The sequence below is a fragment of the Stenotrophomonas sp. STEN022 genome, assembly GCF_056760155.1.
This window is the reverse complement of record NZ_JBRREG010000063.1, coordinates 13,868-28,828: the sequence shown is the minus strand read 5'-3', so window position 1 is coordinate 28,828 and position 14,961 is coordinate 13,868. Positions and strand designations below refer to the sequence as shown.

At 62.5% G+C, this 14,961-nt stretch carries 11 protein-coding genes; 2 read left to right on the top strand and 9 right to left on the bottom strand.

The window, feature by feature from the left end; genetic code table 11:
• Positions 1 to 175: 175 nt before the first annotated feature.
• From hglS to ACVOMF_RS13640, 9 genes are all read right to left on the bottom strand, one after another.
• Positions 176 to 1,534, bottom strand: a complete 1,359-nt coding sequence (hglS, locus tag ACVOMF_RS13680; protein ID WP_481509776.1) for a 2-oxoadipate dioxygenase/decarboxylase HglS — start codon at positions 1,532 to 1,534, stop codon at positions 176 to 178.
• 93 nt (positions 1,535 to 1,627) lie between these two features.
• Positions 1,628 to 2,158 carry a hypothetical protein gene (locus ACVOMF_RS13675; RefSeq protein ID WP_481509777.1) on the bottom strand — a complete coding sequence of 177 codons (531 nt, stop codon included), beginning with the start codon at positions 2,156 to 2,158 and terminating at the stop codon, positions 1,628 to 1,630.
• Between the two features lie 43 nt (positions 2,159 to 2,201).
• Positions 2,202 to 2,954: an HAD family hydrolase gene (locus ACVOMF_RS13670; RefSeq protein ID WP_481509778.1), complete on the bottom strand. Its 753-nt coding sequence runs from the start codon at positions 2,952 to 2,954 to the stop codon at positions 2,202 to 2,204.
• 263 nt (positions 2,955 to 3,217) lie between these two features.
• On the bottom strand, positions 3,218 to 3,595 hold the full coding sequence (locus tag ACVOMF_RS13665) for an EF-hand domain-containing protein (RefSeq protein ID WP_481509779.1): 378 nt from the start codon (positions 3,593 to 3,595) through the stop codon (positions 3,218 to 3,220).
• A gap of 222 nt (positions 3,596 to 3,817) precedes the next feature.
• A complete protein-coding gene (locus ACVOMF_RS13660; protein ID WP_481509780.1) occupies positions 3,818 to 4,198 on the bottom strand; it encodes a hypothetical protein in 381 nt (126 codons plus the stop codon).
• A gap of 52 nt (positions 4,199 to 4,250) precedes the next feature.
• Positions 4,251 to 4,988 carry a M15 family metallopeptidase gene (locus tag ACVOMF_RS13655; RefSeq protein ID WP_481509781.1) on the bottom strand — a complete coding sequence of 246 codons (738 nt, stop codon included), beginning with the start codon at positions 4,986 to 4,988 and terminating at the stop codon, positions 4,251 to 4,253.
• On the bottom strand, positions 4,942 to 6,504 hold the full coding sequence (locus tag ACVOMF_RS13650; protein WP_481509782.1) for a serine hydrolase domain-containing protein: 1,563 nt from the start codon (positions 6,502 to 6,504) through the stop codon (positions 4,942 to 4,944). Before ACVOMF_RS13650 ends, ACVOMF_RS13655 begins: the two co-directional genes overlap by 47 nt.
• Before the next feature lie 57 nt (positions 6,505 to 6,561).
• Entirely contained in the window at positions 6,562 to 9,594 is a 3,033-nt protein-coding gene (locus tag ACVOMF_RS13645) for a TonB-dependent receptor (protein WP_481509783.1), read from the bottom strand.
• 58 nt (positions 9,595 to 9,652) lie between these two features.
• The gene (locus tag ACVOMF_RS13640; RefSeq protein WP_481509786.1) at positions 9,653 to 11,077 is read right to left on the bottom strand and encodes a transglutaminase-like domain-containing protein; all 1,425 of its coding nucleotides are present in this window, start codon (positions 11,075 to 11,077) and stop codon (positions 9,653 to 9,655) included.
• Between the two features lie 204 nt (positions 11,078 to 11,281).
• Here ACVOMF_RS13640 and ACVOMF_RS13635 point away from each other — a divergent pair, with 204 nt between their 5' ends.
• Together ACVOMF_RS13635 and ACVOMF_RS13630 are read left to right on the top strand one after the other, a co-directional pair.
• Positions 11,282 to 12,736, top strand: a complete 1,455-nt coding sequence (locus tag ACVOMF_RS13635) for a C40 family peptidase (protein ID WP_481509784.1) — start codon at positions 11,282 to 11,284, stop codon at positions 12,734 to 12,736.
• Positions 12,733 to 13,830: a dipeptide epimerase gene (locus ACVOMF_RS13630; RefSeq protein ID WP_481509785.1), complete on the top strand. Its 1,098-nt coding sequence runs from the start codon at positions 12,733 to 12,735 to the stop codon at positions 13,828 to 13,830. The genes ACVOMF_RS13635 and ACVOMF_RS13630 overlap by 4 nt, the downstream gene beginning before the upstream one ends.
• Positions 13,831 to 14,961: the final 1,131 nt, after the last annotated feature.

The window sequence follows — 14,961 nt, the reverse complement described above, 5'->3', positions numbered from 1 at the left end:
CGCCGCCCCGGCGGCCGCGGGGGCGGGGGGGGCGGGGGTGGCCCCCCCCCCCCCCGGCGGCGCCCCGGCCCCCCCCCCCCCCCCCCCCCGGCCCCCCCCCCCCCCCCACTACAGACGGCAAAAGCACCCCTCCCCAACCCTCCCCTTGCCTATGGCAAAGGGAGGGAGCTGATCGTCAGGCGCTAAGGGCCGCCAGCGACTCGGCCTGCAGGCGCTCGTAGATCGCGAACTCGTCGCTGACCGTTGCGCCCAGTGCCTGCTCGAAGGCATCGCGGTTGGCACGCGCTGCATACGCACGCTGCTCACCGCCACCAAGGTTGGACTGGAAAATACCCGCCGCGCTCACCGGCAGGAAATCCTCATAGATGATCGGATCAGCGCTCGCCAAGCCGCGCTCGATCAATACTTCCGCTGGCAAGGCACGGGTTTCCGCATCAGCGGCAAGGCCCGCATCGGTCAGGCTGTAGCGGTAATAGCCCAGGCCTTCGCCGCGCAGCGTTGCATGGTCATCCGGGAACGCGGCGAATGCGCTCTGCAGGCGCTGCATGTAGTCACCACCGGCACTGCCTTCGCCGCCGCGCGCCTGCGCGAGCAAAGCGTCATACAAGTCACGGCCCTTCGGCGTCAGCGCGAGACCGCGCTGTTCTATCTCGCCGAAACGCGCGGTATGCGTACCGGCGTCGTTGTCCGCGCCAGAGGGGAAATGCACCAGTTCCTCCAGCGCCTTGAAGCTGGTCTGACGCAGCAGGATGGCGCAGTCGCGGCGCGGTGGGCCTTCGATCACGGCCTTTGCCGCCAGACCACGCGACTGCATCGCCACCTGTGCGGCATCGATGTCCAGCGTGCGCGGGGTGAGGTGGTTGATATGCGGGCCACGGAAACTGACCACGTCGGCAACCAGACGATGCGCGCCGTGCAGGGCGTGATAGGTCTCCAGCGACACGGTGGCTTCGTTGTGCCAGCGGAAGGTTTCCAGCGACTCGACAACGAAGCGCCAGGCATCGTCTTCGCTCAGGCCGCCATCGCGCTCGCACTGCTCGATCAGCTGCAGCGCGCCAGCGGTGAAGATGTTGCGGCGGGCCAGGATCTCGGCGGCCTGCTCGCGCAGCGCGGCGTCCTCGATCAACTCCAGCCGCAGCAGCGAGGTGAACACGCGGAACGGGTTGCGGTTCAAGGACTCGCCATCCACCGGCCGGAAGGCAGTGGAGTGCACCGGTACGCCGGCCACCGACAGATCGTAATAACCCACCGGCTGCATGCCCATCACCGCGAACAGGCGGCCCAGCGTGGCCAGCTCCTGCGCGGTGCCGACGCGGATTGCGCCATGGCGCTCGACGTCCAGGCGCTCGCGTTCGCCACTGCGCTGCATCTGCGCGGCCAGCTCCGGCTGCGCGGCCAGGACGTCGGCGTTGATCGCGCCAACCAGTTCCACCAGCGTGCCGTACAACGGCACTTCGGTGCGGTACATATGCGACATCGCCTGCGAGAACAGGCTGCGGATGTGATCGGGCGAAACGAAACGGTCGGCGGTCATGACAAAGCGCTTTGACGCGAAATCGAAGGAACGCCATTTTCGCCCGGAATCGCCCCCTGCGCCTATCTGCAGGGCAGCAAATACCGCCGCGGTTTACTCCGCGTCACTCTTGCGCGCTGCCGCCTCGCGCTGGGCGCGGTCGCCGAGCTGGCGCTGCAGCAGCGGGTCCAGCGTTATCGGCCGGTCCCAGTGGTCGAAACTGGCGACGATGGCGTGGCGCAGGGCCCGCCAGCGCAGGTTGTCCGGGGCCGGCTGCAGGCCAGCCAACACCTCTTTCCAGCTGGCCTCGGGCTGTTGTGCGCGGGCCTTCACCGCGGTACGGCAGTTGCTGCCGTTGAGCTTGCCCCAGAAGCAGGCCAGATAGACATCGCCGGGTTTCCAGCCATGGTCCTGCAGCAAGGCCTGCACATAGCCCGGGCGCGCACTGGCATAACGCGCCAGCTCATCGACGAAGGCTTCCGGGTAGCGCGCGGCATAGGCGTTGATATCGGCCAGCTGCTTGTCCACCCAGGCATCACCGGTGGCCGGCGCGTAGACCTCGGCCACCGCTGCCGTTGCCGGCTGTTGCGCCAGCAACGGCAGGGGCAGCACGGCAGCTGCCAGCAATCCAAGCCGCAGCAGCAAGCCTGTGCCACGTGGAGATTGCCGGACGCCTGCCGCGCTCACCTCAGTTGCCTTGTGCCGCTGCAGCCTGCGCGGCAACGGCACGCACCGCTTCCGGCCACTGGTGAGCGGTGTCGGCGTGGTGCAGGCGCGGCTCTTCCGCGGAGACGCCGTGTTCGGCCTCATGCGCCCAGGTCATCGCGTACGGGGTGTGGATGCCCCAGCCGCCCAGACCCAGCACCGGTTCGATATCCGAGCGCAGCGAGTTGCCGATCATCACGAAGCGCTCGGCCGGCATGTTGAACTCGGCCAATACCTTGGCGTAGGTGGACTGGTCCTTCTCCGAGATGATCTCGATGCGCGGGAACAGATCCAGCAGGCCGGAACGCTCGATCTTCTGCTCCTGATGGAACAGGTCGCCCTTGGTGATCAGCACCACCGGGTATTCGGCAGCGATGGCCGCCACGGCTTCACGGACGCCATCGATGACATCGACCGGATGCTCAAGCGTGCGGCGGCCGATCTCGACGATCTGGCGCAGGTCGTGCGCGGAGATCTTCTCGTCGGTGAGCTCGATGGCAGCTTCCAGCATCGACAGGGTCATGCCCTTGGCGCCGTAGCCGAATACGGCCAGATTGCGCCGCTGCACCTTGAGCAGATGCTGGGCGGTGCCGGCGTCATGCAGGTCGATGTAGTTGCTGAGGATCAGGCCAAATTCGTGCTCGGCCTTCTGGTAATAGTCTTCGCTCTTCCAGAGCGTGTCATCGCCATCGAAGCCGACCAGGCCGATGGCGGAGGGGGAAGTCTGCATGTTCATGCTGCACAGGATAGCAATCTGCCCTGAAGTGAATAGGGGATTGCGGCTGGAAGGCAGGGTTTGGCTGGCTGGATTGGCAGCTCAAGCAAAGTGCAACAGTCAAGAGCACCCCTCCCCGGCCCTCCCCTGCACTGCGTGCAAGGGAGGGAGCGGATCGCGCAAACTGCTGGTTCACCGCGCAATGCCGCTTCTACCCCCTCCCTTGCGCATAGCGCAGGGGAGGGTTGGGGAGGGGTGCTCTCCGGGCCCTACCCGGCTACCAGTTACTTCTTATGCGCAGCCGCATAAACCCGGTACTCATCCGCGGTCAGCTTGCCATCCTTGTTGCCATCCGCCTCATCAAATACCTGCGCCAAACCAGCATTGGCCTGCGACTCGGTCTTGCTGATGGTGCCATCACCATCGGCATCCACATCTGCCCAGCTCTGGCCACCACCGGCGGCGGCCGAGGCCTTGGCGGCGCTGCTTGATGCGCTGGCAGCAGCGTTCTGCGCCTGTTCTGCCGAATCCTGCGCCTGCGCAGCCTGTGCCTGCGCGGCGGCGGCCTGATCCTGTGCATCCTGCGCCATGGCCGGCAAAGCGAGCACGGAACCTACGATGGCAACCAGGGCGAACAGTGGAGTGCGATTACGTACGGTCATCAGGTCTTCCTCGTGTGTTGGCTAAAGCGCGGAAATTCCGCACACCCCAACCCTGACAAGCTGCGACTGAATCGTTTGCACTCCTCAAAACCGCCGCGAACATCCTGTTAACCACCTGCACCGGATCAGCGGCTACCACCCCTGTTAGCCATGCATGAAGTGAAAGTAAGCCGATGATTAGAGCGTTCCAAGCATCGTGCTTATCGATGCAATACCGGTGCCTCAAGCATCATGCGTGGTGTCAGCCAGCGGTTGCCGCGAACTGAACAACAACCAACCCAGGCCGACGCCAACGGCTACACCGATCAACTCAAACAGCACGCGCGTGCCCAACTGGTCCGGATCATGGATCGAAGCCAGCGCCAACTTTGCGTACAGCGGCGACTGCAGGTTGACCATGCCCAGCGAAAAAAGCTTCCAGCCATCCACGCCCGCAGCAATGGCCGCCGCTATCAGCGCGGAATAAGCGATGGCATGTCCGTGCCTCAGCCCTGCACGGCGGCACACCTGCCACCACAGCGCGAACACCACAAAACCAATCGCCAAGGCGATCAAGCCAGCTTCCAGCGAGCCCAGCAGGCCGTAATGCAGAACCAGATTCATGGGCGCAGCGCGGTCCATCCAGGGAACCGCAGTCTAACCGCCCCTGCCCCGCTCAACGTACCGGGAAGTCGTAGGCCGTGGTCGGGGTGGGCTCAGGCTTGAAGGTGTAATGCCACCATTCCATTGGATAGTTGGCAAAGCCCTGCGCCAGCATCGCATCCAGCAGCAGTTGCCGGTTCTGCTTCTGCGTCGCGCTGATATCAGGATTGGCGGTATGCGCCAGCACATCGAAGCGATCGAAACCCGTGCCCATGTCCAAGGCAGTGCACGGCATGCTGCGGCAATCCAGAACGCCCAGGTCCACCGTCGCCGCCCGGCTATGGCCGGAGGTCTCGGCGATATAGCCGTCGAGCAGGCGACTCTTGTCGATGTTGGGGTAATAGCGCTCTTTGGCGATCTGATCCTTGGCATCGTGTACCCAGGTGACGAACGAGGTCACCGAATGCACCGGCCGGTAGCAGTCAAACACCTGCAGTCGATAGCCCCGCGCGCGCAGCCCGCGCTGCACTCGCGCCAAGGCCTGCGCCGCCGGCTGCAGCAGATAGCAACGCGGCGCTTCATAGCCGGGAACGACACGACCGGTGAAGTTGTCGGTGCCGGCGTAGCGGATGTCCAGGGCGATGTCCGGGGCCAGCGTGGTGACATCGACGATACCGGCCTGTGCGGGCGTCTTTGCCGCCGATACCTGCACCTGCTGGGCAGGCGCGGTGAACGGCAACAGTGCCAGCAACAAGGGCAGTGATTTAGTGGCAATCGCCACGACGTTGGAATTCCAGATCGGGGTAGTCATAGCTGAAGTCGATATCCGGGTCGATGGCACGTAGATGCAGCTGCGGATGTTGGGCGTCGCCGGAGAATTCCAGCCAGGCATCGGCATCTTCGCCCAATCCTTGCCAGGCCACATACCAGCGTTCACCGGCACGCATCACCTGTCCGGTCATGCGCGGTGACTTGACCGAGGCGAACTGCAGCTTGCCATCACGCGGGCACAAAGACACCTCACCGAACCACGGGTCCTGCCAGACGCCAGCCTTGCTGCCGAACTCCGCCGGCGTGGCCGCACGTGCCTTCGGCAATGCAGGGCGCACGTGCCCTGCCGAACGGCGCTGCGCGGCAGCGGCGTCAATCAACCTGGCGTAATGCAGCACGTCATTGTTCGCCGCCGGTGCGGTGTAATGCTTGAGCATGGCCTGCATCAGCGCCGTGCGTGCGTCCTCGCCCTCACCGTTGATCAGGATCACCACGCCGGTCTTGCGGTCCGGCAGCAAGGCCAGCGAGGAATACATGCCGGACAAGGTGCCGGTATGCGCGACCTTCCACTGCCCGTCCATATCCGACAGACGCCAGCCATAGCCATAGGCGTAGAAGTGCGTGTTGTCCCAGTCGCGCAGGCGCTGGCTGATCGGCATCGGCATATGCGCCGTCCACAGCGCACGCCGCTGGGTCGCGTCCAGCCAACCCGGTGCCTGCGCCGGATCCAGCAGCACCTGCATCCAGCGAAGCATGTCATTGAGGCTGCAGCGGATACCGCCAGCAGCCATCGACGGAAAATCGGTGACCTGTGCAGGATCGCGCTCGGCGGCGATGTTGCGCTTGCCGTCACGATGATGCGGCTGCGCGATATTGCCGAGCTCCGCCGGTGACCATGCGCCGACCTGGCAACGCTGCATGCCCAGCGGCTGGAATATCTCCTCGCGCACCAGCTGCGAGTATGGTTTTCCACCCGCAACTGCGGCGACTTCGCCGGCCACCACATACATGAGGTTGTCGTAGGCGTACTCGCTGCGAAAGCTGCCGGTCGGCTTCAGATGCGCGAGACCGGCAATGATGTCGCTGCGATCAAAGTTGTTTGGTTCGGGCCACAGCATCAGATCGCCTGCGCCCAGGCCGAGGCCGCTGTTGTGGATCAGCAGATCGCGCACCTGCATGTTGCGCGTCACCCACGGGTCCTGCATGCGGAACTGCGGCAGATGCTTGGTGACAGGATCATCCCAACGCAACTTGCCGGCCTGCACCAACCGCGCAATTACCGCCGCGGTCATCGCCTTGGTGTTGGAGGCGATCTTGAACAGGCTGTCGTCATTGACCGCTGTGCCCTCGCCCACGGCCAATTCGCCGCGGGTGCCGCGATAGACGATCTTGCCATCTTCGATCACGCCAATTGCGATACCAGGCAGATGGTAGCGCTGCACGGCTTGGCCGAGCAGTGCATCGAAACGCGCCAGTTCCGCCTTCTCAGCGCTCGCGGCCTGCAGCGGCCCGCTCAACCCAAGCCCTGCCGCCAACAACCAGATCCTCAATCCCACGATTACTCATCCTAAAAGCGAACGGCCCGCCAAAGCGGGCCGTTCTCAAAAGCTACATCAGAAGTTCCAGGTCACGACCAACTGCGTGTACCGCGGCGACTGCCAACGCGTACCAGTCGCAAAGGTGTCACGCTTTACACCGGGATTGGCTTCATATCGCTGGTGGACGTTGATCACGGTCTGGTTATTGAATACGTTGTAGACCGACAGGCGTGCCGTCAGATCCACCGATTCCACCGGCAAACGCCAAGTCACGTTGGCACCCATGTTCCAGGTCCACGGCAGTCGACCAAATGCGCCACGCGCGGTCGGCTCGAGCACGCGCTCGTTCCACGGCTTGTCGCATTTGGCTACGCACAACCAGCCCGAACCGCCTCCCGAGCCTTCAGATGCAAACCCACCGGCACCCACGCTGTCATCCGGCCAGACCACACCGAAGGCAGTGATCGGACCACCGGACTGCACCTGCAATGTCGAACCCACCGACCACTGGTCGTTGATCTGATACCCGGCGCGGAATTTGAACTGGTGGCGGAAGTCGTTGAACAGCACGCCATAGCGCTCGTTCACTGCCGGGTGATCGTAGTACTGCACCATACCGGTGGAACCAAAGTTGGTGTCAGAGTTGGTCGGTCCTTCCAGGTTGCCCTCGCTCTTGGACCACAGGTAGGACGCGTTGAACATCCACTTGTCATCCCAAGCACGGTCGATCTGGAATTCCACGGCCTTGTAGCGGCGCTTGGGCTTTTTGTAACCCACCACTTCACCGCTGCCACCCTTTATGTAGCCATCCTTGGAGGTGTCGATGGTGATCCAGCCTTCCTTGGCGCAGCCAATGGACGGATCGCCCCAAATGGTCACATCACCACCACCGTTGCCGATCACCCACAAGTTCTTGCCCACTGGACCACAAGGCGTGTGGTTGATACGAATGTCGTCGATCGCACGATCCATCTTGCGATAGGTCGCGTTGACACCCCACGACCAAGCTTGATTGATCATCGACTGGAAGCCAAGGATGAACTCATCTTGGTAGACCGCATCGATGTCCTTGGAAACACTCTGACGCAGATCACCCGAACCGGTGTTCATGCTGGTGTCGGTTGGCCCGATCTGCTGTCCAATGATCGGTGCCATGTATTTGGTGCCGGTGATCGGGTTGACCTGTTCGGTCCAGCCGTCCAGCGCGAAGTAGCGATACTCGTCAGTAAGACCACCAGCAAAGTTGACGTTGATGTTGTTCGAAACCGGTAGGTAGTAGCGCCCGACATTACCAAACAGCTTTGTGGTGCCATCGCCCTTGATGTCCCAAGAGAAGCCGCCACGCGGGGCGATCAGGTTATCCTGCTTGATGAAGGAGCTGCCATCAGCGACCTTGTTATTGAAGCTATCTGAACGCAAGCCCAGGGTAACCAGCAGGTTGGGGGTAATACTCCACTGGTCTTCGATGTAGAACGCATTGGCGACGGTCTCAAACTTGCCGCCGGATACATTTCGTCGCGCCATCAGCATCTGAGTGACGTTGGCCGGAATATAAACACCGGCGCCACCGAACACTTCAGAGCCAGGTGTTGGCACGTAGGCCGTATACATGGTACCGCTGCCCGAGTAACGCGACATCTGCTCAGTGGTCAGCTCCTCGCGATCGGCGCCGAATCGAATGAGATGGTTGCCCAATGCCCACTCAAAATCCAAGCGCGCGGCATCGCGGGTATTAGTCATCTCCACGACATCGCGACTCGGCGAGCAGCCCAGTGTCTTGTTTGGCATCGCGTTTAGGTACGGCGCGTAGCTATTCTTGCCGCTGGTATTGCTGGTGATGAAATCGCATACGTCATCTCCACCAGACCGCTCATTGGCGTTGCGTTCGTTCTGGCCGATCATCGCCTTGGCGGTGAAGTTCTGGCCAAAGTGTCCGGTGTAAGTAGCCGACCAGTTGGTGCCGCCACCTTCATCGGTCCCCGTACCCGTAAGATCCCCCACGACACCCGAGCCCCAGTTGTACTTATGCTTGGCAGTCTCGGTCTCGCCATCATCAGAGAAGGCAAGCAGTTCCAGCGTGTGGTTGTCCGTGATGTTCCAATCCAGCTTGCCTCCCCAGAAGCCATCATTGGACTTGTCGCGGTTGTAGGCATTCTGCCCACTTGAGTAGCGCGAATTGGTATCGCGGTTCTCGTACATCGCGAACAGGAACAGTTTGTCCTTGATGATTGGGCCTGAGCCCCAGACATTGGTCTTGGTGAACGATGAGCTGTCGCGGCTGGCGAAATGACCGTCCGTAGTGCTTCCCGGATGGTAGTGATCACGCCCACTCGACTTCCAGGCGCTGGGTTCGAAGGTGACCTGCATACCACCCTCGAATTCATTGGAGCCCGAACGGGTGACCGCGTTGATCACACCACCGGTGGAGCGGCCGAACTCAACCGAATAGCCGCCGGTCTTGACCTGGAATTCTTTGAAAAAGGCAAAGGGCGGCGCCGAGTATCCTTGCCGATCATAGATGTCCGTGACATTCAGGCCATTGACGAAGATGGCATTCTCGGCCACCGAGGAACCGCCAAAGCTGATGCCACCAAAGCTGGAGTTGCCACCAACCACACCCGGCGCCAGCAGCGCGACCGAATCCATCGACTGCTCCACCGGCATACGTGCCAGCTCTTCGCGGTTGATGTTGAATGAGGACTCGGTGGAATAGACGTCAACGCGATTGACGACCTGCGACCCCGTCACCTGCACTGCATCCAGGTTCACCGCGCCACTGGCAGTGCTGCCCCCCAGATTGACGTTGGTGGTGCCACCCAGCGAGACACTGACGCCCAGCGGCTCTTTGTCGGTCTGGCCGTCGCGCTTGACCTGCAGGCTGTAGTCGCCGACCGGCAACTGGCTCAGGCGGTAGGAACCATCGGCGCCGACCGTGACCGTGCGGGTCAGGCCCGTCCCTTTGTTGACGATGGTGATCTGGTCACCGGTATTTGCGCGGCCGGCAATTGCACCGGTTGCACTCTGCGCCATCACGCTCGGCGCCATCACGCCAAGACAGGCACCCAATGCGACGGTCAGCGCCGCCCTTTTCAACATTTTCCTGTTCATCCCCTGCTCTCTCCTGCAGATGTAAATCGATAAGTAAGACAACGGTTACGACGTTCTATTACTTGGACTCCGGCGCCAGAACCTGCGACTGGAAGTCGTATTGCCACTGGTTGAAGTAAAGGTTCCCCCCTTCCCACTCAACCTCACCTCGTTGCAGATCAACGGTCTCCGAGCGGAAGTGCTGCTTGGCAGGCACGAACGCGCGTGAGTAGTCATCGTTGAACGCGATGCGGTAGGCATCCAGCCCGCCGAAATAGAAATTGCGTTGTTCGGGCTGGTCGCTGTCCAGTGCACCCGTGCTTACATCCATCGGCACCCAGCCGTAGGGCGCAAGATAGAGCGCGCCCCAATCGTGCAGGTTGTTGTAGCCGACCTCGTTGTCCGAATACACCATGCCCGACTGCCAGCGCGCCGGGATGCCGTTCATGCGCAGCAGCGAGATCAGCAGCAAGGTCTGCTGGCCACAGTCTGCATGCCCGGCATGCAGGGCGTAGTCGGAAATATTGCTGATCGTCGAATACTCGCGGGCGCCGCCCCACGGAATCGCATCCACCGCATCGAACAACTTCTTGGCGACGCGGTAGGGATTGGTTTCATTGCCCACCGCCTTGCGCGAAAACTCGCGCATCGCCGGGGTGAACACCACATGCGGTGCGCGCTCGGCCAGATAGGGCTGCAGCTCTGGGTCGCGCGGCGTCGGCAGCACCTTGTCCGGGTCGATGATGAAACGACGCGCGGAGATGGTGAGCTCGTAACTCACCGAAAACTCGGTGGGCGTGCCGGCGACGGCCTTGCGCTCGAGGTAGGCGGTGCGCTGCAGCGTGTCTTCGGGTGCTATCTGCGCGCCCTGCGGAGCGCTGCCCAGCCATTGGATGTTGTCCTGCTGGCCGGGTATCGAACGCGGATAGGGCAGCCAGGCGCGCACCGTCTTCCCAGCCGGCACCGCATCGGCATCGACCTTGATGGACTGGGTGATGCGCACCCGGCGCGGGCTGATGCTGGTCTGGCCGCTCTGCTCCGACGCCCTGATCACCTCGATATGGTGCGAGCCAAGCCGCTCGTACGGGCCGGGGCGCGATACACGCTTGTCCGGCGGCCGCCGGTTGGAGGCCTCGGCACTGAACAGGAACAGATTGTTCGGTGCGCGCTTGAACCAGCGACGCTGGCCGTCGATATCCAGGTGCTCGATCAGGCCGGCATCATCCCAGGCCTTGAACTCCTCGTCGCGAAGATCCGGCACCGACCTGCGCACCGCAGCCTTGGCCTGCGCTTCGTCCAGGGTGAAATCCAGGCGGATGCGGCGCATGCGCTCCTGCTGGAACAGATAGGCGGCGCGTCTGTCGGCATCGGTGCCGGGTGCTGCCAGAGCCTTGTCGATCTCGGCCTGCGCGCCGGCAAAATCGCCACGGTCCACGCGTGCCGTCAACTCGGGCAGCGCCATCGATGGCGCCTCACCGGCATAGGCGATCCAGGCCACGCTCATGCACAGGGCAGAGGCGAGGACCGTGCGGGCGAACGGGACGCGGGCAAAGCGGGCAGAATCGGCGTTTGATGCCACGGCAACACTTCCACGTGCAGGGTGGTTAACGCTGTGTAACACGCACCCGATAGCCGGTCAATAATTTATTCTTGCTTTCGACGGCGAAAGGAATAAATATTCCTGAGCATCAACGAGGGGAGCTTCCCAATGCTTGCTTTGCCGCCGCTGTCCCAGCGCCGACGCCTTGCCCCGCTTGCGCGGGCTTTGATCCTTGCCACGGCGCTGTGCGCCGGGCCGGCTTTTGCGCTGTCGCGGGTGCCTGCGGCAGCGGTTTCGCCCTCCTACGCCGGCATCATCGGCCTGGAAGAAGCCCTGTTGACGCCGCAGCCTTGGATCAGCAGGCTGCCAAACGCTGACGCCGTGATCCTGGACCGCGCCGCCATCGAGGCGCAGAACGCACGCATGCGCCAGCTCGATGCCTCCATCATCGACCTGCACAAGCTGCCCGCGCTACTGCCACAAGTATTGGTCCGCGAGCAGATCAACGACATCTCCAAGGCCCCGACCCGCACCCTGTACGATGTGCACGGCAAGCAGGTCACGCCCGCCCAGCTGCAGGCGGTGACCGCCAACCTCGGCCTGGATGCGATCCCGGCCACCCGTCCGATACAGTACGGCCTGGTCGTGCACCGCGCCGCGCTGCGCGCCTTCCCCACCGAACTGCGCGTATTCAGCAGCCAGGGCGATACCGATATCGACCGCTTCCAGGAGTCGGCACTGTTTCCCGGCGACGCGGTGGCGGTGCTGCATGAAAGCGCCGACGGCAAGTGGGTATTCGTCGCCAGCGAGCGCTATGCGGCGTGGATGGAGAAGCGCTTCGTCGGCGTCGGCAGCGCCGAACAGGTCTTCGGTTACGGTGCCACAGGCCCGTACCGGGTGATCACCGCCGGCAAGGCCTTCACCGCACACACCCCTGAAGAGCCACGCGTCTCCGACCTGCAGCTGGAAATGGGCGTACGCGTGCCGGTGCTGGCCGACTGGCCGGTGATGGACCCGGTCAACGGCCAGCAGGCACATGGTGGCCACGTGATTCAGCTGCCGGTGCGCAACGACGACGGCAGCCTTGCACTGGTGCCGGCCCTGCTGCCGCGCTCGCAGGAATCGGCCAGCGACTACCTGCCGCTGACCCAGGCCAACCTGATCACCCAGGCCTTCAAGTTCCTCGGCGAACGCTATGGCTGGGGCCACTCCTATGACACCCGCGATTGCAGCGGCTTCGTCTCGGAGATCTACCGCAGCTTCGGCGTGCTGCTGCCGCGCAACACCAGCGCACAGGCAATCAGCCCGGCCTTGAACCGCGTGCCCTTCACCGACAAGGACAGCAAGGCCAAGCGCAATGATGCGATTGCCAAGCTGCAGGTCGGCGACCTGATCTACATCCCAGGCCACGTGATGATGATGCTCGGTGAAGCCAATGGCATGACCTGGGTGATCCACGATACTTCCGGTGGCAGCTGGTTCGATGCCAGCGGCAAGCGCGTGCATGCCAGCCTCAACGGCGTATCGGTGACCCCGCTGCAGCCGATGATGGCCAGCGACACCGCCAGCTACATCGACCGCATGACCAACATCCAGCGCATCCGCCTGCAAGACACCAAATGAAGATCACCGACATCGAACTTGGCATGCTCCGCGTGCCGCTGAAAACCCCGTTCAAAACCGCGTTGCGCACCGTGGAAACGGTGGAAGACATCGTGGTGATGGTGCGCACCGACACCGGCCACACCGGCTACGGCGAGGCGCCGGCCACGGCGGTGATCACCGGCGATACGCACGGCTCGATCATCGAGGCCATCAACAGCTTCATCAAACCCCGCCTGATCGGCGAGGACATCAGCAACCTCAACCGCATCTGCGGGCTGATCCAGACCTCGCTGGAGCGCAATACCAGCGCCAAAGCGGCGGTGGAAATCGCGATCTACGATCTGTGGGCACAGCTGCACAAGGCTCCGCTGTACCAGATGCTGGGCGGTGGCGACCCGGTGATCACCACCGACATCACCATCAGCGTCGACTACATCGACAAGATGGTGGCCGATTCACTGTCGGCGGTGGAGCGCGGCTTCGAGTCGCTGAAGATCAAGGTGGGCAAGGACATCGGCCTGGACATCGAACGGGTAAAGGCCATCCACGCCGCCGTCGAAGGCCGCGCCCTGCTGCGCCTGGATGCCAACCAGGGCTGGACCGCCAAACAAGCGGTGTATGCGATGAACGTGCTGGAAAACGCTGGCGTCGTGCTGGAACTGCTGGAACAACCGGTGAAGGCTGCAGACATCGCGGGCATGAAGTACGTCACCGAACGCGTCAACACGCCGGTGATGGCTGATGAAAGCGTGTTCAGTCCGCATCAGGTCTTTGATCTGATCCAGCAGGGAGCTGCCGACATCATCAACATCAAATTGATGAAGACCGGCGGCATTTCCAACGCGATCAAGATTGCCGATATCGCGTCGTTGTACGGCGTGCCATGCATGATCGGCTGCATGCTGGAATCCAGCATCAGTGTGGCGGCGGCAGTGCATCTTGGCGTGGCCAAGTCCGGCGCGATCAGCAAGGTGGATCTGGATGGGCCATCGTTGAGCCAGTTCAATCCGGTGGTAGGCGGCGTGATCTTCAACGAATCGGAGATCAGCATCACCGACGCACCGGGCCTGGGCATCATCGAGGTACGCGGGTTGGAGATGATCAAGCCGTGATCACGCAGGCGGCAACCGGTCTCTCCTCGGTTGCCGCCGCCGTGGTCGCGCATGCGCAAACAACAGCACCGGCAAAGTCCGGTGCTGTTTTGTTTTGGGAGAAGTGCCCCTACCAACACATGAACCTGGCTTCTGCTTCGGCTGTCGCCCCCTCCCTTGCGCGCAGCGCAGGGGAGGGTTGGGGAGGGGTAGCTTCTGCTTCTGCTTCTGCTTCTGCTTCTGCTTCTGCTTCTGCTTCTGCTTCTGCTTCTGCTTCTGCTGTTGCTGTTGCTGTTGCTGCTGCTGCTCCAGCTTTTGCCCCACCGGGCCCCCTTCCGCAGCGACGCAGCTGCCGGACAAGACCCCGCAGGGGCGGCGTGCATGAATGCACGTCGTTTTTAGACGAGACAGGGACGTCTCGTCGAAAAATCCCGGCGGCGGAGTGGACCCGCGGCGCACAGCGGCGTGGGCGCGGAGGCAGGGTGTGCTTTCTTTTGGTTATCTTTTCTTTGCACAAGCAAAGAAAAGTAACTCGCTCCCCGAAGGGGAGTGAAAGCACTTGCTTAGACTTTGACTTGCCCTTTGAAATTTCCAAAGCAGCAACGACAGAAGCAGAATCAAAAGCTTTGGCTCCCCTTCGGGGCTCGAGCGCACCTTTCTTTGCTTATGCAAAGCAACGTGGCCCAAAGAGACGCCTTTTCAACAACCGAATGGCTGGTCAGGTACACCCTGCCTACGCGCCTTCCGCGCTACGCGCTCCAGGTTCACTCCGCTGGCAGGATTTTTCGACGAGACGTCCCTGTCTCGTCTAAAAACGACGTGCATTCATGCACGCCGCCCCTGCGGGGTCTTGTCCGGCAGCTGCGTCGCTGCGGAAGGGGGCCCGGTGGGGCAAAAGCTGGAGCAGCAGCAGCAACAGCAACAGCAACAGCAGAAGCAGAAGCAGAAGCAGAAGCAGAAGCAGAAGCAGAAGCAGAAGCAGAAGCAGAAGCAGAAGCTACCCCTCCCCAACCCTCCCCTGCGCTGCGCGCAAGGGAGGGGGCGACAGCCGAAGCAGAAGCCAGGTTCATGTGTTGGTAGGGGCACTTCTCCCAAAACAAAACAGCACCGGACTTTGCCGGTGCTGTTGTTTGCGCATGCGCGACCACGGCG

What these genes read in the sequence shown, in the direction of transcription:
- hglS (WP_481509776.1), bottom strand. Translation starts at nt 1,534, where the DNA reads ATGACCGCCGACCGTTTCGTTTCGCCCGATCACATCCGCAGCCTGTTC.
- ACVOMF_RS13670 (WP_481509778.1), bottom strand. Translation starts at nt 2,954, where the DNA reads ATGAACATGCAGACTTCCCCCTCCGCCATCGGCCTGGTCGGCTTCGAT.
- ACVOMF_RS13665 (WP_481509779.1), bottom strand. Translation starts at nt 3,595, where the DNA reads ATGACCGTACGTAATCGCACTCCACTGTTCGCCCTGGTTGCCATCGTA.
- ACVOMF_RS13660 (WP_481509780.1), bottom strand. Translation starts at nt 4,198, where the DNA reads ATGAATCTGGTTCTGCATTACGGCCTGCTGGGCTCGCTGGAAGCTGGC.
- ACVOMF_RS13655 (WP_481509781.1), bottom strand. Translation starts at nt 4,988, where the DNA reads ATGACTACCCCGATCTGGAATTCCAACGTCGTGGCGATTGCCACTAAA.
- ACVOMF_RS13645 (WP_481509783.1), bottom strand. Translation starts at nt 9,594, where the DNA reads ATGAACAGGAAAATGTTGAAAAGGGCGGCGCTGACCGTCGCATTGGGT.
- ACVOMF_RS13640 (WP_481509786.1), bottom strand. Translation starts at nt 11,077, where the DNA reads ATGAGCGTGGCCTGGATCGCCTATGCCGGTGAGGCGCCATCGATGGCG.
- ACVOMF_RS13635 (WP_481509784.1), top strand. Translation starts at nt 11,282, where the DNA reads ATGCTTGCTTTGCCGCCGCTGTCCCAGCGCCGACGCCTTGCCCCGCTT.
- ACVOMF_RS13630 (WP_481509785.1), top strand. Translation starts at nt 12,733, where the DNA reads ATGAAGATCACCGACATCGAACTTGGCATGCTCCGCGTGCCGCTGAAA.